The organism is Kineosporia mesophila, from assembly GCF_021129235.1.
Classification (GTDB): domain Bacteria; phylum Actinomycetota; class Actinomycetes; order Actinomycetales; family Kineosporiaceae; genus Kineosporia; species Kineosporia mesophila.
In genome coordinates this window covers 169,634-187,219 of record NZ_JAJOMA010000013.1, presented here as the reverse complement: position 1 = coordinate 187,219, position 17,586 = coordinate 169,634, and the positions used below count along the sequence as shown (strand labels likewise).

At 70.2% G+C, this 17,586-nt stretch carries 14 protein-coding genes; 5 read left to right on the top strand and 9 right to left on the bottom strand.

The window, feature by feature from the left end:
* Window positions 1-338 precede the first annotated feature (338 nt).
* Window positions 339-632 carry a hypothetical protein gene (locus LR393_RS19695; protein ID WP_231485454.1) on the top strand — a complete coding sequence of 98 codons (294 nt, stop codon included), beginning with the start codon at window positions 339-341 and terminating at the stop codon, window positions 630-632.
* A gap of 8 nt (window positions 633-640) precedes the next feature.
* Here LR393_RS19695 and dapE read toward each other — a convergent pair whose 3' ends face one another.
* Window positions 641-1,720, bottom strand: a complete 1,080-nt coding sequence (gene dapE / locus LR393_RS19690; protein WP_231485453.1) for a succinyl-diaminopimelate desuccinylase — start codon at window positions 1,718-1,720, stop codon at window positions 641-643.
* Window positions 1,721-1,777: 57 nt separating this feature from the next.
* Between dapE and dapD the strand changes: the two genes are divergently transcribed.
* Together dapD and LR393_RS19680 are read left to right on the top strand one after the other, a co-directional pair.
* Window positions 1,778-2,800: a 2,3,4,5-tetrahydropyridine-2,6-dicarboxylate N-succinyltransferase gene (dapD, locus tag LR393_RS19685; protein WP_231485451.1), complete on the top strand. Its 1,023-nt coding sequence runs from the start codon at window positions 1,778-1,780 to the stop codon at window positions 2,798-2,800.
* Window positions 2,801-2,873: 73 nt separating this feature from the next.
* Entirely contained in the window at window positions 2,874-3,959 is a 1,086-nt protein-coding gene (locus LR393_RS19680) for a hypothetical protein (protein WP_231485449.1), read from the top strand.
* A 60-nt stretch (window positions 3,960-4,019) separates the two neighbouring features.
* Here the strand turns inward: LR393_RS19680 and LR393_RS19675 are convergent, their stop codons facing one another.
* From LR393_RS19675 to fdxA, 3 genes are all read right to left on the bottom strand, one after another.
* Window positions 4,020-5,315 (bottom strand): citrate synthase, encoded by a 1,296-nt coding sequence (locus LR393_RS19675; protein ID WP_231485447.1) that lies wholly within the window; start codon window positions 5,313-5,315, stop codon window positions 4,020-4,022.
* Window positions 5,316-5,394: 79 nt separating this feature from the next.
* On the bottom strand, window positions 5,395-6,534 hold the full coding sequence (gene dapC, locus LR393_RS19670; RefSeq protein WP_231485445.1) for a succinyldiaminopimelate transaminase: 1,140 nt from the start codon (window positions 6,532-6,534) through the stop codon (window positions 5,395-5,397).
* The gene (gene fdxA / locus LR393_RS19665) at window positions 6,531-6,854 is read right to left on the bottom strand and encodes a ferredoxin (protein WP_231485443.1); all 324 of its coding nucleotides are present in this window, start codon (window positions 6,852-6,854) and stop codon (window positions 6,531-6,533) included. Before fdxA ends, dapC begins: the two co-directional genes overlap by 4 nt.
* Window positions 6,855-6,987: 133 nt before the next feature.
* On the opposite strand from fdxA, the gene LR393_RS36525 reads away from it, so the two are divergent.
* Window positions 6,988-8,004 carry a GNAT family N-acetyltransferase gene (locus tag LR393_RS36525; protein WP_231485442.1) on the top strand — a complete coding sequence of 339 codons (1,017 nt, stop codon included), beginning with the start codon at window positions 6,988-6,990 and terminating at the stop codon, window positions 8,002-8,004.
* Here the strand turns inward: LR393_RS36525 and LR393_RS19655 are convergent.
* Complete coding sequence (locus LR393_RS19655; protein ID WP_231485440.1) at window positions 8,001-11,933, bottom strand: response regulator; 3,933 nt, start codon at window positions 11,931-11,933, stop codon at window positions 8,001-8,003. The two genes, LR393_RS36525 and LR393_RS19655, sit on opposite strands and share 4 nt — an antisense overlap.
* Before the next feature lie 148 nt (window positions 11,934-12,081).
* Here LR393_RS19655 and LR393_RS19650 point away from each other — a divergent pair, with 148 nt between their 5' ends.
* Window positions 12,082-12,462, top strand: a complete 381-nt coding sequence (locus tag LR393_RS19650; RefSeq protein WP_231485439.1) for a response regulator — start codon at window positions 12,082-12,084, stop codon at window positions 12,460-12,462.
* Between the two features lie 379 nt (window positions 12,463-12,841).
* Here the strand turns inward: LR393_RS19650 and LR393_RS19645 are convergent, their stop codons facing one another.
* The 4 genes from LR393_RS19645 to LR393_RS19630 all read right to left on the bottom strand — a co-directional run bounded on the left by LR393_RS19645 (window position 12,842) and on the right by LR393_RS19630 (window position 17,511).
* Window positions 12,842-13,327 (bottom strand): flavin reductase family protein, encoded by a 486-nt coding sequence (locus tag LR393_RS19645; protein WP_231485437.1) that lies wholly within the window; start codon window positions 13,325-13,327, stop codon window positions 12,842-12,844.
* Window positions 13,328-13,501: 174 nt separating this feature from the next.
* Entirely contained in the window at window positions 13,502-15,358 is a 1,857-nt protein-coding gene (locus tag LR393_RS19640) for an AAA family ATPase (RefSeq protein WP_231485436.1), read from the bottom strand.
* 136 nt (window positions 15,359-15,494) lie between these two features.
* Window positions 15,495-16,442, bottom strand: coding sequence for an N-acetyl-1-D-myo-inositol-2-amino-2-deoxy-alpha-D-glucopyranoside deacetylase (mshB, locus tag LR393_RS19635; protein ID WP_231485434.1), 948 nt, complete (start codon window positions 16,440-16,442; stop codon window positions 15,495-15,497).
* A 70-nt stretch (window positions 16,443-16,512) separates the two neighbouring features.
* Window positions 16,513-17,511, bottom strand: a complete 999-nt coding sequence (locus tag LR393_RS19630; RefSeq protein WP_407937336.1) for an ABC transporter ATP-binding protein — start codon at window positions 17,509-17,511, stop codon at window positions 16,513-16,515.
* Window positions 17,512-17,586 lie beyond the last annotated feature (75 nt).

The window sequence follows — 17,586 nt, the reverse complement described above, 5'->3', positions numbered from 1 at the left end:
GATCCGGGGGCGCGAGCGGAGGGTCGTAGTGGCGGTGGCAGCGAACGGGCCGGACGACGGGTGGATCGAACCGCGGGCACGTCGTGGTTGAACCGCGCATCCCAGCCACGCGGAGAAGTACCGAGTTCGGCGACGGTGACGGGCGGAATCGAGATCTCATGACCGAGCAGCAGACGACCACCAGCGGCAGCCGGCCCGACGCATCCCAGCCGAACCGGCGGCCTCCGGCCGATCCGAACCCTCAGACCACTCAGCCTTCTCAGGTTCATCAGGCCCGCCAGACCCCGCGCCCCCCGAGCTCACACCCGATTGCCTATCCCCCGCAGCAACAACCACCGATGCAGTGGACGGGGCGGCTGGAGTTCGACCTCACCGACAGCCGCGGCTGGCGGGTGGGCACCATCGAGGTGGTCGTACGGATGGACACGGTGACCCTCTGGTACGGCAACCGCACTCTCGCGGTCATGCACCGGGAATCGTTCAAGCACTGGCTGGTCCGGCCGGTGAAGCCGTTCGAGTTCGACGACGTGGTGTGGTTCATGCAGGGCACGACCACCTGCCTGACCATCGACGGGGCGAACTCCTACGCGGTGCCCGAGCCGATCGTCGACCACCTGTTCGCAGTGGCCTGACGGCGGGCCTAGCTCGTGAGCCAGCGCCGCATCGCGTCCTCGCAGGCCACGAGATCGCTGATGGGGCAGTGCTCGTCGTCCTTGTGGGCGAGCGAGGGGTTGCCCGGGCCGAAGTTCACGGCGGGGATACCGAGGGTGGAGAATAGCGCGACGTCGGTCCAGCCGTACTTCGGGCCCGGTGTGCCCCCGACCGCGGCGACGAAATTGGCTGCCACCGGCGCGTTCAGACCGGGCCGGGCGGCGGGTGAGGCATCGGTGACGGTGACCTCGTACCCGGCGAACAGGTCCCGCAGGTGGGCCTCGGCCTCAGCGAGCGACTTGTCCGGCGCGAAGCGGTAGTTGATCAGCACGGTGCAGCGGTCGGGGATCACGTTGCCGGCGATGCCCCCGGAGATACCGACGGCGTTCAGGCCCTCCCGGTAGACCAGCCCGTCCACCTCGATCTGCTGCGGCTCATAGGCATTGAGCACGTCGAGAACCGGACCCGCCGCGTGGACGGCGTTCGAGCCCATCCACGACCGGGCCGAGTGCGCGGCCGTCCCGGACAACGCCACCTCGATGCGCATCGTGCCCTGGCAGCCACCCTCGACCACGGCCGAGGTCGGCTCACCGAGCACGGCGAAGTCGGCCTGCAACAACTCGGGACGGGTGCGGGAGAGACGGCCCAGCCCGTTGCGGGTGGCCTCGATCTCCTCGCAGTCGTAGAACACGTAGGTGACGTCGCGGGTGGGCTCGGGAATCCCGGCCGCGAGGGCCAGCGCGACGGCGACCCCGCCCTTCATGTCCACGGTGCCCCGGCCGTGGATGACGCCGTCCACGGTGCGTGTGGGCAGGTTGTCAGCGATCGGCACGGTGTCGATGTGCCCGGCGACCACGACCCGCTCGGCCCGCCCCAGGTGCGTGCGGGCGATCACGCAGTGCCCGTCGCGGATCACCTCGAGATGTGCGAAACCTCGCAGTGCGGCTTCGATCGCGTCGGCGATCGCGGCCTCGTCCCCGCTGACCGAGGGGATGTCGGCCAGGATGCGGGTCAGGTCGGCGACGCTCCCGGTCAGGTCGAGCTGTACCGGGGCAGTCGCTGCAGGCATGGCCGGGAGCCTACTCGCGGTCCGGAGCGCACATCGTCCACCCGTAGGATGCAGCCCATGACCGAGGTGAGTTCCACGTCCCCCGCGCCCGCTTCCACCAGCCGCCTGGCCTGGGGTTATGGCCTGGCCAGCAGCACCGAGGCCGGAGTTGTACTGGACACCTGGTACCCGGCGCCCCAGCTCGGCGCCGCCCCCGACGCCGCCGGCCCGTTCGCCGTTCCCGCCGACCTGGCGTCGCTGGAGGGCACCGACCCGCACCGCAAGGTGCGCCTGCACGTGGTGCGTACCCAGATCGACCTGGACGCGGAGCCGAAAGACACCCCCGACGCGTACCTGCGCCTGCATCTGCTGTCGCACCGGCTGGTGAAGCCCAACACGATCAATCTGAGCGGCATCTTCGGCGCCCTGCCGAACGTGGTCTGGACCAACCACGGCCCCTGCCCCGCCGACGACTTCGAGGCCACCCGGCTGCGCATCCGCGCCGGCGGCGGCCCGGGCACCCGGGTCGAGGTCACCGGCGTGGACAAGTTCCCGCGGATGACCGACTACGTACTGCCCACCGGGGTGCGCATCGCCGACGCCGGCCGCGTGCGCCTGGGCGCCCACCTGGCCGAGGGCACCACGGTCATGCACGAGGGCTTCGTGAACTTCAACGCCGGCACGATCGGCCACTCGATGGTCGAGGGACGCATCTCGCAGGGTGTCGTGGTCGGCGAGGGTTCCGACATCGGCGGCGGCGCCTCGATCATGGGCACCCTGTCGGGTGGCGGCAAGGAGGTCGTGTCGATCGGCGAGCGCTGCCTGCTCGGCGCCAATGCCGGTCTGGGTATCGCCCTGGGCGACGACTGCATCGTCGAGGCGGGGCTCTATCTCACCGCGGGCACCAAACTCCTGCTGCTCTCCGACCCCGAGACCGGTGCCCGGGCCGAGAACCCCACCACGGTCAAGGCACTTCAGCTCTCCGGGGCCCGGGGCCTGCTGTTCCGCCGCAACTCCACCACCGGCGCCGTCGAGGCCCTGGCCCGCACCGGTGGTTCCTTCACCTTCGCCCTGAACGACGCCCTGCACGCGAACGCCTGATCGGGAACCTCGTGTCGTGGTTGTGCAGTTCTCGTTGCGACAGGAACTGCACAACCACGGATGAGAGGGAGGTATGAACCCCTCGGAACCCACCCGTCCCCTGCCCGCCGGTGGCCCGAAAGCCGGTACGGCACGACCGGGTCGACCCACCGCCGGAACCAGCACGCGCCCTCTGCGCACCGACGGCGACCTCACCGGCGCGGAACCCCCGCGTCGGCCGCCAGGTGACCGCCGACCGGCGCCCGGCGCCGAAAGACCCAAGAAGAGCGGCCGTTTCCGCGGCCTGATCATCGCGCTCACGGTGATCCTGGTGACCGTCGGCGGTTCGGTGACCGCCGCCTGGATCTGGTTGCAGGGCGCGGTCGGCCCGGTGACGATCCGCGAGATCTGCACCGGTGAGTTCGCCGACGGCTCGTCGCACACCCTGGAGATCGACCAGGCCAACAACGCCGCGATCATCACCGCGATCGCCGAGAAGCGGAACTTCCCGGTGCGGGCCGCCACGATCGGTGTGGCCACCGCGATCCAGGAATCGAAGCTGCGCAACATCAGCTACGGCGACCGCGACTCGGTGGGCCTGTTCCAGCAGCGCCCGTCACAGGGCTGGGGCACCCGGGAAGAGATCCTCGACCCGATCTACGCCGCCAACGCGTTCTACGACGCGCTGGAGAAGATCGGCGACCTGGACGAGCTCACCATCACCGAGGCCGCGCAGAAGGTGCAGCGCTCGGCCTACCCGGAGGCCTACGCCGACCACGAGCCGGAGGCCCGGATGGTCGTGTCCCCGCTGGCCGGCTACTCCCCCGGCGGCTGGAACTGCGTGCTGAGGGAAGACGGCGACCTGACCGCCGAGACGCCCGGCAAGAACGGGCTCACCGCCCGGTCCGCCGCGGTTCGAGCGGCCGCCAAGGCCGAGCTCGGCCGGAACAACTCCACGATCGACCAGGCGGGCACCGCGCTGACCTTCTCGGTGCCCGCGGCGTCGGAGAAGCGGCACGCCTGGGCCCTGGCGTCGTGGGCCCTGGCCCGGGCCGACGACCTCGGGGTCCGGCAGGTCTCGCTGAACGGCTACACCTGGGACCGGTCGAAGTCGGGGAAGGGCTGGACACAGACCGACACCGGGCTCGGCGAACGCCAGGTGAGAATCACGGTCTACTGACCGCAGATTCTTTGGCCCGGTGATCGAAACCCTTGATCACCGGGCCTTTTCACGTTCCTATCAGCGGCTGCCGATCTCCAGGTAGTTGCGCTCGGTGGCACCGATGTAGATCTGCCGCGGACGGCCGATCTTGGTCTGCTTGTCTTCCATCATCTCGCGCCACTGGGCGATCCAGCCCGGGAGACGACCGAGGGCGAACAGCACCGTGAACATCTTCGTCGGGAAGCCCATCGCCTTGTAGATGAGGCCCGTGTAGAAGTCCACGTTCGGGTACAGCTTGCGCTCGATGAAGTAGTCGTCGTGGAGGGCGATCTCCTCGAGGCGCAGGGCGATGTCGAGCAGCGGGTCGTCAACTCCGAGGCCGCGCAGGATGTCGTCGGCGGTCTTCTTGATGATCGCCGCGCGCGGGTCGTAGTTCTTGTACACCCGGTGCCCGAAGCCCATCAGGCGCACGCCGCCCTCGCGGTTCTTCACCTTGTTCATGAAGGTGTCCGGACCGTCGGGCGAGTTCTTGATCTCCTCGAGCATCTCCAGCACGGCCGAGTTGGCGCCGCCGTGCAGCGGCCCGGAGAGCGCGTGGATGCCGGCCGAGACCGAGGCGAACAGGTTCGCCTGGCCGGAGCCGACCAGCCGCACGGTCGAGGTCGAACAGTTCTGCTCGTGGTCGGCATGCAGAATGAACAGCAGGTCAAGGGCTTTCGCCAGGACCGGGTCGACGTCGTAGGGCTCGGCCGGGAACCCGAAGGTCATCCGCAGGAAGTTCTCCACCAGACCCTGCGAGTTGTCCGGGTAGAGGAACGGCTGGCCGACCGACTTCTTGTAGGCGTAGGCCGCGATGGTCGGCAGCTTGGCCAGGAGCCGGGTCGTCGCCAGCTCGACCTGGTCGTGGTCACGGATGCTCAGGCTGTCCGGATAGAACGTGCCCAGGGCCGAGACCGCCGCCGACAGCACGGGCATCGGGTGCGCGTCACGCGGGAAGCCGTCGAAGAAGCGCTTGAAGTCCTCGTGCAGCAGCGTGTGCCGCTGGATCCGGGTGGTGAAGTCCGCCAGCTGCGTCGGGGTCGGCAGCTCACCGTAGATGAGCAGGTAGCTGACCTCGATGAAGGACGACTTCTCGGCCAGCTCCGCGATCGGGTAACCCCGGTAGCGCAGGATTCCTGCGTCACCGTCGATGTACGTGATCGCCGAGGTGCAGGACGCCGTGTTGGTGAAACCCGGGTCCAAGGTGACGTAACCGGTCGTGGACAGGAGCGAGGAGACGCTCACCCCGGCGCCGCCCTCAGTGGCCCGGGTCACTCCCAGGTCGAGTTCGCCGCCCGGGTAGTTCAGGGTGATCTGATCGGATCCGTCGGACATGAAGACGCTCCCACGCTGGTGTCTGGGTCCAGGGTCTATCGGCCCTCAGTGCCGGGCAGGTTCGCCTGGACACACGGCCTTAACGCAAGTTACCCCCCGCCGAACGGACTGAGCCATCCGGACCGGCCGCACGGGCGGCGAGTTGCGCCACTCTCTCATCACTCACGGTCATGGCCACGCGCACGTGCCGGGCGCCCGTCGGGCCGTAGAAATCTCCCGGTGTGACCAGGACCCCACGTTCAGCGAGGTCTGCGACCGTGTCCCAGCAGGGCTCGTCGCGGGTCGCCCAGAAGTAGAGCCCGGCTTCCGAGTGGTCGATCTTGAAGCCTTCGGACGTCAGCCAGTCGCGCATCAGTTCACGCCGACGGCGGTACCGCTCGCGCTGCTGCGCCACGTGCTCGTCGTCGCCGAGCGCCACCCGCAGGGCCTCCTGCACCGGCCACGGCACGATCATCCCGGCGTGCTTGCGGATCTCCAGAATGCGGCGCACCAGAACGGGATCCCCGGCCACGAAGGCCGCCCGGTAGCCCGCCAGGCTGGACTGCTTACTGGTCGAGTAGACCACCAGCAGACCCTCGTGGGAGTCGCCGCAGACCCTCGGATCGAGGATGCTCGGCACCTCGACGCCGTCCCAGCCGAGCTCGGCGTAGCACTCGTCGCTGGCCACCACGGCACCGATCGAGCGGGCCCAGTCGACGACCTTCTTCAGGTGCTCCACGCCCAGGACCCGGCCGGTCGGGTTGCCCGGCGAGTTCAGCCAGACCAGCTTCACCGCGCGGGCGCCGGGGCCCACCTGCAGCGTGCCGTCGGCGGCGAGCGGAGTGGCTCCGGTCAGTCGCGCACCCACGTCGTACGTGGGATATGCCACTTGTGGATGCATGACCACATCGCCCGCGCCCAGTCCGAGCAGGAGAGGCAGCCAGGCCACGAGCTCCTTGGAACCGATGGTCGGCATCACCCCGTCGGGGTCGACGCCCGGCGCGTTGCGGCGACGCGCGAACCAGTCGGCGACGGCCTGACGCAGGGGTGGGGTGCCGTAGGTCTGGGGGTAGCCGGGGGCGTCCGAGGCGTCGGCCAGGGCCTGCCGCACCAGCTCCGGCGTCGGGTCGACCGGGGTGCCGACCGAGAGGTCGACGATGCCTCCCGGATGCTGCCCGGCCCTGGTCTTGTACGGGACCAGCTTGTCCCAGGGGAAGTCGGGCAGCACCGGGGCGGTCATTCCCCGGCCTGCGGGGGAAGGGCGAGGATGAACGCGTGGTCCTTGTTGATCAGGCCCATCTTGGACGCGCCACCCGGCGAGCCGAGGTCTTCGAAGAACTCGACGTTCGCCTTGTAGTAGTCGCCCCACTGCTCCGGGACGTCGTCCTCGTAGAAGATCGCCTCGACCGGGCAGACCGGCTCACAGGCACCGCAGTCGACGCATTCGTCGGGGTGGATGTACAACATCCGGTCACCCTCGTAGATGCAGTCGACCGGGCATTCCTCGATGCAGGCCTTGTCCTTCACATCCACGCAGGGCTGCGCGATGACGTAGGTCACGTCGGGTCCTCCTGGTATGGCGGCCCTGGTCGCTCTCCAGGGCCGGTCGTCGCCGGGGCCGTCGACGCCGGTGACATCGGGGCCCGGCTTAGTATCGCTGATCCGCCACCCGAGTGTCGCCGAAGGGGCCGCAGTGAGCACGAAACCATCCGCCCAGGACTGGGCCGGGCACATCGGTTCCCGGGTCGTCGTCCGCCGCCGCGACGCCTCCGGCCTGCACGACGTGCTGGGTGAACTCCTCGCGGTGAACGAGCAGACGCTGACCGTCGCCGGCCGCCACGGACCGGTCGACGTGCCCCTGAACAGCATCGTCGCCGGGAAACCGGTGCCGCCGAAGGCCAGCCGCCCCGCTCCCCCGCACCGGGCCCTGTCGGTGGCCGACCTCGAGCTGGCGATGGCCAAGCACTGGCAGGCGGCCGAGCAGGACTGGCTCGGCGGCTGGCTGCTGCGGGCCACCGAGGGCTTCACCAACCGGGCCAATTCGGTGCTGGCGGTCGGCGAGCCGGGCATGCAGCTCGACGTCGCGGTGGTGGAGGTCGTGGACTGGTACTCCGAGCGCGGCCTGAAGCCGGTCGCCGCGGCCCCGGAACCCCGCCTCGACGACGGGGACACCGATCAGCTCCTGGCCGCCGCCTCCGCCTTCGAGGCCGAGGGATGGACGCAGGTCCCCGGCAGCATCACGGTGGTGATGACGGCCGCGACCGGCGAGGTGCGCGGCCTGGCGCCGCGCCTGGGTGGCCCCGCGCTGCCCGAGGGCCTGACCCTCACCCTGACGGACGAGCCCGACCCGGCCTGGATCAGCCAGTACCACTACCGCGGGCAGGCGGTACCCGACCACGGCGTGCGACTGCTGACCTCGGCCCCGCGTCAGGTGTTCGCCTCCCTGCGTACGGACGCCGGTGAGGTCGCCGGGGTGGTGCGGGGCTCACTGGCCGAGAGCTGGGCCGGGCTGACCGCCATGGAGGTCGCCCCCTCCTGGCGCCGCCGCGGCCTGGCGAGCGCCCTGATCGGCGTGATCGCCGACTGGGGCTGGGAGAACGGCGCCCGGTCGATCTTCCTGCAGGTGGCCGAGGACAACGTGAACGCCCTGGCCACCTACGAGAAGGCCGGGTTCACCCACCATCACCGTTACAGCTACCTGGCTCCCTAGGGCGTGGGCTCCGGCAGGTTCGCCGCCAGGTCCCGCAGCCGTACGCGGGCCTGGTCGAGCGCCACCTCCAGGTCGACCAGCAGCTGACCGCACCGGGCGGCGTGCCCGGCCTTGGCCTCGGCCTCGATCTGCCGGGCGATGCCGACCACCTGCACGGTGCCGAGGTTCAGCCCGGCCCCGGCCAGGCTGTGGGCGTGCAGGTAGGCCGCCTCGGCGTCATCCGCGGTGACCGCCAGGCTGAGGCGCTGCAACAGGTCCACGGTGCGCGACAGGAACGACGAGATGATGTCGCGCACCAGCTCGACCTCGAACTCGGTTCCGTCGCCGAGCAGTTCGGCGATCCGTTCGTCGGTGTCGGCCATCTCCTCGGGCGGCGGCCCGGCAGCATCGGGTCGCTCCTGGGCCAAGATTTCCTCCACGGGTCCGGGCTGCCGGGGAACGGCAGCAGTGGTCTCGAGCACGGCCACGGGAGCCGGGGCGGCCACCGTGACGTGATCCTGGTCGCGCATCGCGGCCAGCTTGTCCCGCACGGCCGAGTAATGCCGTTCCATCGGCTGGGTCTTCTCTCCCCGTCCGGCCGGCGGGGCCTCGGCATCGGTGCGCAGCCAGCGGTTCAGCGTGGCCTGAAGGGTGGCCGACCGCACCGGCTTGGCGATGAAATCGTCCATGCCCGAGTCAAAACACCGCTGCCGGTCGGCGGCGAACGTGGCCGCCGTCATGGCGATGATCGGAACCGTGCGGGTGGCCGGGCGTTTCCGTAGCTCGACGGTGGCCGTGTATCCGTCCATCACCGGCATCTGGCAGTCCATCAGGATCGCGTCGTAGTCGTTCTGCTCGCTCATCGTCAGCGCCTGCTCGCCGTGCCCGGCGACGTCCACCCGGTAGCCCAGCTGCGACAGGATGCCCAGCGCGACCGTCTGGTTGATGTCGTTGTCCTCCACCAGCAGCAGCCGGAACGATTCCCGCGCCGGGGATTCCGGCTCCGGTGCGGGTTCGGCGACGACCGGTTCGTGGTCGGCGACGGGTGCCGCGACGCCGGGAGCCGGCTCGCCCACCGTCAGGGTCACCCGGGTCAGGGCGCCGAACAGGTCGGACTGCCGCACCGGCTTGGTGAGGTAGGCACTGATCTGGCGGGCCACCGTCTCGTCGGCGACCTCGTCACCCGAACCGACGCCGATCACCGGAAGGTTCGCGAGCGCGGGCACCTGGCGGATCTGCTCGATCAGCGCCAGGCCGTCGCGCTCGGGCATGTGCATGTCGATCACGGCCAGGTCGTAGCCACCGGCCGGGGCCGAGCGGTTGGTCAGCAGGTCCATCGCCTCGTCGGCGGAACCGGCGGCGACCGGGCGCATGCCCCAGCGGGTCAGCTGGGTCTGCATGACCAGGCGGTTGACCTCGTTGTCGTCGACGATCAGCACGGCCAGGCCGCGCGCGTCGCGGCCCCGCACCGAACGGCCCCAGTTGTCGGCCGGGGCGAACATCAGTTCGGCGACGAACGTGGCGCCCTGGCCGGGTCGGCTGGTGGCACGGATCGTGCCGCCCATCAGGTCGGCCAGGCGACGGCTGATCGACAGGCCCAGACCGGTGCCGCCGTAGGCCCGGCTGGTGCCCTCGTCCGCCTGCCGGAACGGTTCGAAGAGCAGGTCCAGACGGGCCGGCTCAATCCCGATGCCGGTGTCGGTGACGGCGAAGTTCACCGCGACCTGACCGTCCGAAGAGAGCCGGCCCGGCGTGACAGAGATCGAGACCCCGCCGTGATCGGTGAATTTCACCGCGTTATGGGTAAGGTTGAGCAGGATCTGGCGGAGCCGGCCGGGATCCCCGCTGAGGGCGAAGGGCACCCCGGTCTCGTAGTCGACGGCGAGCTCCAGGCCCTTGGCCGAGGCGTTCTGCCGCACCAGCGTGACCACGTCGTCGACCACGTCCTCCAGCCGGAAGTCGACGCGGTCGAGCATCAGCCGCCCGGCCTCGATCTTGGAGAAGTCGAGGATGTCGTTGATGACGGTCAGCAGGGCGTCCCCGGCCGTGCGCACGCCCTCCACGTAGCGGCGCTGGGTCTCGGTCAGCGGGGTGCCGAGCAGCAGGTCGGTCAGGCCGATCACGCCGTTCATCGGGGTCCGGATCTCGTGGCTCATGGTGGCCACGAACTCGGACTTCAGCCGGGACGCCTCGACCGCCTGGTCGCGGGTCTCGGACAGCGCGTTCTGCAGTTCCTTCTGCGAGGTGATGTCGCGCCCGACCGCGTAGATCAGCCGGCGGTCCGGGTCGGAGGCCACGGTCCACAGCAGTGTGCGCACCACTCCCTCCCGCACGAAACGGTTCTCGAACGTGGCCACCCCCGGGTCGGTGACCAGCCGGGCGAGTTGCTCGGCCACCCGCCGCTGGTCCGACTCGTCGCCGCTGGGGAATGCCTCCTCGAACCGCAGGCCCAGCAACTGGTCCGGGCTCATCCCCAGGGACGCGGACCAGACCGGATTGGTCTGCACCAGACGGCCGCTGAAGTCGGCCACGGCCATGAAGTCGGTGGAGAGCTGGAAGAGCTGCTCGACCTGGTCGCGGGCGCTGAGCCGGTCGGTGACGTCCTGGAGGGAGCCCCAGATCTCCAGGTCGGCCTCGATGCGCACCCGGAAGTTGCACTCCACGATGCGCCGGGTGCCGCCGGGTCCGCGGGTCCGGGCCAGGAACACCTGCTGCTCGCCGGTGCTGATGAGGGTCTCGAGCCGGGCGGAGGTGTCCGGCTCGCTCTCGGCCACCAGGAACGGCGCCAGCTCGCGGCCGACCAGATCGTCCCCGGGGATGCCGAGCAGTTGCTCGGCCGCGACCGAGCAGAAGTCCACGAGGCCGTCCCGGTCCAGGCGCAGCAGCACCCCGGGCGAGGAGTTGGCCAGGTCGCGCAGGCGGCGCTGGTTCTCCGACAGCGAGCGGGTGGCCAGCAGCGCGGCCCGCAGCGCGCGGCGGCGCAGGACCGCCACGCCGATCACCCCGAGCAGGATCAGGGCCGCCGTGCCCAGGGCCACCGCGCGGAAGAACATCGCGGGCCGCAGGGCGGAAGTCTCGGACTCCTGGGACACCACCCGCCAGCCGTCCACCGAGGTCCCGTCCACCGACATCCCGTTCGCGGGCAGGCCCGACGAGCTGGCCCCCACGATGTGCCCGTTACCGGCCAGCACGGTCCGGCCCCGGGCCCGGCGCGCGGCCGGGGAGAGCGTCTCGGGGGCGGCGCCGTCACTGTCGGCCACCAGCTGGCCGGAGGCGTCGAGCACGCTCATCCGGATACCCCGGCCCTGCGCGTACGTGTCTACGTAGTGCTGCACCCCGGTGAGATCGCGCACCATCCGCAGGTATCCGACGACCGAGGACCCGTTGTCGCGCATCGGCACGGTGATCGCGGTGACGTCGGTGTGGAAGACCGGACTGCGGTAGACCGAGGAGACCGCGTACGTCCCGGTTCCGGTGAAGTCCGGCACCCCGGCCTGCGCCTTCAGGTCGTAGCCGTCCGGCACCAGATCGGGCAGGTCGGTCACCACCGTGCCGTCGGCGTCCAGCAGGGCCACGGAACGCACCGGGTCGCCCCCGGCCGCCAGGAGCGTGCGCAGCACGGTCGCGGTCCTCGCGACGGAGATGGCGGAGGTGTCCCGGCCGGACAGCACGTCCGCGATCCCGTTGTCCTGCGCCACCGACTGGATCAGGGTGGTCAGCCCGGCGTTCTGGTCCTGCAGGAACACGTCGGCCAGATCGGCGGTGTTGCGCATCTCCCGCTCGGCGTTCGACCGCACCATCCGGTCGTAGGCGATCACGGCCGCCACGGTGGGCACCACGACGAGCACGGCGAGGAGGAGGAGCCCGCCGACGAACCGCAGCTGTCCGGGCTGGCCGGGCCGGTCCCGGGCAGGCCGGACCGGGTTGGTCGCGAGGGTCACCCACGGCATTTCGACACCCCGGCGCCCCGGGTGTAGCGATCGGCGCCACTTCCTCAAGAGCCGGCCCGCGACCGCGGACTGTTTCTCAAGATCCGCGCACCGGGCGTCGACAATCTCCCCCGGACGAGGTGTGCTCCTACGGTTGAGGTGGCGTGTTATGGCCCGGGTTCTGGTGGTGGACGACGATCCGGACACCGTTCGCATCGTGACGTTCCGGTTGCAGTCCAACGGGCACCGGGTGATCGGTACGACCTCGGCGAAGACCGCCCTGCAGGCCGTGACCGAGAGGGGCCGGCCCGACGTCGCGATCCTCGACGTCACGATGCCCGAGATGAGCGGCATGGAGCTGCTCGTGCACCTGCGGGCGATGGGGGGCAGCGACAACCTGCCGGCCATCTTCCTCTCCGCGCGGGTCCTCGACGACGAGATCGCCGCCGGCCGGGCGATGGGCGCGAGCTACCTCACCAAGCCGTTCATCGCCTCCGCGCTGCTGCGCGCGATCGACGAGGCAATCGTCCCCACTTTCGATTCCTGGTAACCCTTTTCAGGCATCGAGCCAATGGTGGACGTCGTGGTCGGTCGGCGCTGTCGTCCCACCCACCACGGTCGCCGGGTGGGGCGTCCCCGTCCGGTTCCTCGTCGTCCGAGGGTTTCAGCTCCGGACCGTGGATCACCCGGTCCTCCGCGTTGCCGGCGGAACGTACGACTGACCGGGACATTGAAACCCGCGCCGGCGCCCCGTGACACGCACCCGGCCGAGTCGTCGTAGACCGTTTCAGGGGTGCGGTAGTTGCTCCGCTCGCTCCGGCCCGCGGTGACACCCCGGTACCGGGTGCCGTAGAAGCCGGCCTTCACCTGTGAACCCACCGAAACGCCGCGATCTGCAACGATGCCGATCGGTGGCGAGCGCGAACGGGTCAGATCCGGGTGTACGCCGCCCGGTGATAGAGCAGGGCCCCCGCACCGTCGTCGGGAACCCGGGCCCCCACCACCTCGGCCACCAGGATGCTGTGGTCACCGGCGGAGTGCACGTCGGTGGTGCGGCACTCCAGGGTCGCCACCGCCTCGTCGAGCAGAGCCACCCCGGTCTCCGGCCCGCGGTGGTGCGGGGCCCGGTCGAGCTGCCCGATCAGAGGACGCCCCCGGTTGGCCAGCCAGGTGGCCACCGGCCGCTGTTCGGGCCCCAGAACGCTGACCCCCCACACCCCGGCGTCCACCACCGCGTCGTGGAACCGCGATTCCTTCTCCACGCACACCAGCACCAGCGCCGGGTCGATCGACACCGAGGTGAACGAGTTCACGGTCATCGCGTGGTCGAAGCGCCCCTCCAGACTCGTGACCACACAGATGCCGGTGGCGAAACGCCCCACCGCCCGCCGGAACGTGCCCTGATCAACAACCATGCCCCCAGCTTAGGAGCCACCCAAAACCCAAAAGACTTGCCGTGATCATGCAAAACCTCCCCGGAGTTCTAGAACTCTCCAAGTCAGAGTTCTAGAACGCCGGGGAGGTTTTGCATGATCACGAAGGAGGTCTTGGAGTCATGTGGTGGGCGGCCGACCTTCGTGTCCACCGCGCTAGGCGATGATGCTGTTCCGCCCGTCCCGCAGGTCCACCGCGTACCGGCCGCCGGCCTCCCGCAGCACCCGGTCGATCTCGCCGCCGATCAGCTCGTGCCGCTCCAGCAGGGCGTCACGCAGGGCCTCGACCAGGTGCCGGTTGCTCTCCAGCAATGCCCGGGTGACCTCCTTGCGGGCGGCCAGCAGTTCTTCCATCATCCGGCGCCCCTCCCCGTCACTCATCACCCGGGAGACGAGATCGCCGCCACCGAGAGCATTTCCGGGGGCCGCGGCGAAGGAGATCAGGGTGCCGCCCATCCCCGCCGCGCCGATCATCTGCGCCGCGACGGTGGTGGCGTAGACCAGGTCGCCGCCCGGGCCCGTGGACACGTCGCCGAAGAACAGTTCCTCCGCCACCTGCCCGCCGAACGCGATCGAGATCAGCGCACCCAGCTCGGACTTCGAGCGGGTGTACACGTCGTCGCGGTCGCCGTGGGCCAGCAGACCCAGGGAACCGGCCCGCTTGACGATGGTGAGGATCTCCAGCCGGCGCTGCGGGGCGAGCAGCCAGGCGGCCACCGCGTGCCCGGCCTCGTGCGTGGCGATCAGGGCGATCTCGTGGTCGGTGTAGCCCACCGGCTGGCCGAGGCCGACCTCGGTGACCAGCCGGGCCTGCTCGACGTCGCTCCACGACATCCCGGCGGCGCCGCGGCGCACCGCGTTCACCAGGGCCTCGTCCAGCAGGTGCTCGATCTGGACCGGGCTGTACCCCTGCGTCACCCCGGCCAGGGCGTCGCGGTACTCCTCGTCCGCCAGTTCGCTCTCGTGCGACTTGCGCGCCAGGAAGTGGTCGATCAGCTCACGCCGGCCGGCCTTGTCGGGCAGCCCGAACGTCATCTTCCGGTCGAAGCGGCCCGGGCGCAGCAGGGCCGGGTCGAGCGCGTCGGCCCGGTTGGTCGCCGCGATCACCAGCACGTTGACGGGTTCCGGCCGGGGGCGCGGGATCTGGCGGTTCTCGGGCAGCATCAGGTTGACCTTGTCCACCACCCGGCTGATCGCGCGCTGCGTGGTGGTGAGCTCGTCGAACGACTGCATCTGCACGAGCAGCTCGTTGACGGTGGCCCCCGGGTCACCGCTGACCATCCGGTTCACCTGGGTGGTCGCGGCCGGGGAGGTCATGGCCAGACCGGTGAGCCCGCCGCATTCCAGGGTGGACGAGGCCGTCGTCGTCATCGCGGTGCTCACCCCCGAGCGGGCCATTCCGATGGCGTCGATCTCCTCGATGAAGGCGATCGCGCCGCCCTCCCGCCGCGCGGTCCTCCGCAGTTCCTTGAAGTACGAGCGGATCTTGCGGCCCGTGGCACCGTAGTACATCGACTGGAACGCGGTGGCGGAGACGAACAGGAACGGCACCCCCGCCTCGGCGGCCATCGCCTTGGCCATGTGAGTCTTGCCGGTACCCGGCGACCCCTCGAAAAGAATTCCCCGACGCGCTGTTCCGCCCATCTTCGTGCGGAAGGTCAGCGCCGAGCGGAACAGCTCCAGCGATCGGCGCACATCCTCGGCGACCGGGGCCAGCCCCTTCACGTCGTCGATCCGCACGTCGATCTGCTCGGGCCGGTACAGCACGTGCGGCGAGCGGCCGGCGATCACCAGACTGCCGAGGGTGGTGCCCAGCATCAGCACGAAGAAGATCACGACGGTCAGCAGGAACGGGTCCACCGACGGCAGGGTGGGCAGCATCCCGGCACCGCCCAGGTACCGGCCCCAGCACCAGGCCGCCACCACCAGACCGAGCACGAGGAGCCGCGTCAGGCGCCGGCGCTGCCCCCGGGCCCGCAGGCGGCCGACGTCGTCCAGCATCTGTCCGCGCATCGCCGAACCGTCCTCCCAAGTCGTCTTCGGTAACCAGAAGACACCGTGGAGCCGCGAAAACGGAGACCCTGCGTGACCAAACACCCGCCCGGCCGACGAGCAATCCGGGCGTTTCGCCGATCCGGTGACTACGCGTCTATCCGAAGAGGCCGGTCTCCCGGCCCAGTTCGTCCACCGTTCCACCGGGCACTCCGCGCACCAGCCGGTAGAACTCCATCGACGGCAGCGGCTGGGCGACGTGGTTGCTCAGCGCGAACCACACCTCGCTGGGGTCGACCACGGCCTGGGTGGCGTGCGCACGCAGGGCCCGGGCCTTGGCCCCGGCGAAGGCCCGGGCGTCGATCGCGGCCGTGACCTGGCCGTCGGGCACCACCAGGCTGGGCAGACGGCCCTCCGGATCGATACCGGAGTAGGCCTCGCCCAGACTCTCCTTCAGCGTCCGCAGGACCTCGCGGGCGAGCGACTCGGGCTGAACGGTCCAGTAGACCTTCGGCACCGCCCATCCCGGTTCACCCTCCGGTCCCTCCAGGGCCGCGAGCTCGACGCCGCGCATCGTCACCAGGTGGGCATGCACATGGTCGGGGTGTCCGTAGCCGCCGCCGGGTTCGTAGGTCACCACGACCTGGGGCCGCACCCCCCGCAGCAGTGCCGCCAGGTGCCCGGCCGGTTCCTCGGTGCCCGCCAGCACGAACGCCCCGGCGGGCGGGTTCGGGGAGGGCACCACCCCGCCGTCGTGGTCGTAGGCCATGCCCGAGTCGGCATAAGCAGTGCTTGAGGACGACCTGGTCACCCCGGCGGGTCGCCCGGGAGTCGTGGGGTCACCCAGGAAACGGTGGTCGGGCACGCCCAGAGCCGTCATCGCGGCCGCCAGCTCGGCCACCCGGTGATCACCCAGCCGCTCGGCGTCGCCCTCCAGGTGCGCCAGATCCGGCGGGATCACCTCACCCTGCTCGCCCCGGGTGCAGGTGACCAGCGTGACGTGGGCGCCCTCCGCCGCGTACTTCGCCATCGTCGCGCCGTTCCCGATGGTCTCGTCGTCGGGGTGGGCGTGCACGAACACGATGCGGCGGGGGTTCTCGATCATGGGGCCATTGTCGTGCAAAACAAATGGTGGACGCCCGTGGAGACCACGGGCGTCCACCATCGGTTCGGTTCTAGGCAGCCACTCCGGGACGGGAGGGCGTCTCGCCCGGGAAGTGGCAGGCGGCCTGGGCACCGGAGGAGGTGACCTCCAGGGCCGGGTCCACCTCGGCGCAGACGGACTGCGCCTTCCAGCAACGGGTGCGGAACCGGCAGCCCGACGGCGGGTTGGCCGGGCTGGGCGGGTCACCCTCGAGCACGATCTGGTTGCCCTTGCCGCGCTGCGAGGGGTCCGGGTTCGGCACGGCCGAGAGCAGCGCCTTGGTGTACGGGTGCTGCGGGTTGTTGTAGACCTGCTCCTTCTCGCCGAGCTCGACGATCCGGCCCAGGTACATCACCGCCACCCGGTGGGAGATGTGCCGCACCACGGACAGGTCGTGCGCGATGAAGATCAGCGAGATGCCCAGCCGGTTCTGCAGGTCCTGCAGCAGGTTGATCACCTGCGCCTGCACCGAGACGTCCAGCGCGGACACCGGCTCGTCACAGATCAGCAGCTTGGGGTTCAGGGCCAGGCCGCGGGCGATGCCGATGCGCTGACGCTGACCACCGGAGAACTGGTGCGCGTAACGGTCGATGTGCTCCGGCGCAAGACCGACGAGCGACATCAGCTCACGCACCCGCTCGGTGCGCTTGTTCTTCGGGACGACGTCCGGGTGGATCTCCAGAGGCTCCGCGATGATGTCACCGACCGTCATGCGGGGGTTCAGCGACGTGTACGGGTCCTGGAAGATCATCTGCACGTCACGGCGCATGGCCTTGAGCTTCGCGCCCGAGGACCCGACCATCTCCCGGCCGGTCAGCTGGATCGAGCCGCCGGTGGGGGTCTCCAGGCCGATCAGCAGCCGGGCCAGCGTCGACTTGCCGCAGCCGGACTCACCGACCACGCCGATCGTCTCGCCCGGGTAGACCTGCAGGTTCACGCCGTCGACGGCCTGCACGGCACCGACCTGACGCTTGATCACGATGCCCTGGCGCAGCGGGAAGTGCTTGACCAGGCCGTTGACCTCGAGGATCGGGTCGCTGTCCGGAGAGGGCTGCGACCCGGTCTCGAGGCCGGCCGGGGCGGCCTGGGCGGCGCCCCACGGGTC

Bases quoted from the DNA above. Each gene is read 5' to 3' on its own strand.
- LR393_RS19695 (WP_231485454.1), top strand. From the start codon at position 339: ATGCAGTGGACGGGGCGGCTGGAGTTCGACCTCACCGACAGCCGCGGC.
- dapE (WP_231485453.1), bottom strand. From the start codon at position 1,720: ATGCCTGCAGCGACTGCCCCGGTACAGCTCGACCTGACCGGGAGCGTC.
- dapD (WP_231485451.1), top strand. From the start codon at position 1,778: ATGACCGAGGTGAGTTCCACGTCCCCCGCGCCCGCTTCCACCAGCCGC.
- LR393_RS19680 (WP_231485449.1), top strand. From the start codon at position 2,874: ATGAACCCCTCGGAACCCACCCGTCCCCTGCCCGCCGGTGGCCCGAAA.
- LR393_RS19675 (WP_231485447.1), bottom strand. From the start codon at position 5,315: ATGTCCGACGGATCCGATCAGATCACCCTGAACTACCCGGGCGGCGAA.
- dapC (WP_231485445.1), bottom strand. From the start codon at position 6,534: ATGACCGCCCCGGTGCTGCCCGACTTCCCCTGGGACAAGCTGGTCCCG.
- LR393_RS19655 (WP_231485440.1), bottom strand. From the start codon at position 11,933: ATGCCGTGGGTGACCCTCGCGACCAACCCGGTCCGGCCTGCCCGGGAC.
- LR393_RS19650 (WP_231485439.1), top strand. From the start codon at position 12,082: ATGGCCCGGGTTCTGGTGGTGGACGACGATCCGGACACCGTTCGCATC.
- LR393_RS19645 (WP_231485437.1), bottom strand. From the start codon at position 13,327: ATGGTTGTTGATCAGGGCACGTTCCGGCGGGCGGTGGGGCGTTTCGCC.
- LR393_RS19640 (WP_231485436.1), bottom strand. From the start codon at position 15,358: ATGCGCGGACAGATGCTGGACGACGTCGGCCGCCTGCGGGCCCGGGGG.
- mshB (WP_231485434.1), bottom strand. From the start codon at position 16,442: ATGATCGAGAACCCCCGCCGCATCGTGTTCGTGCACGCCCACCCCGAC.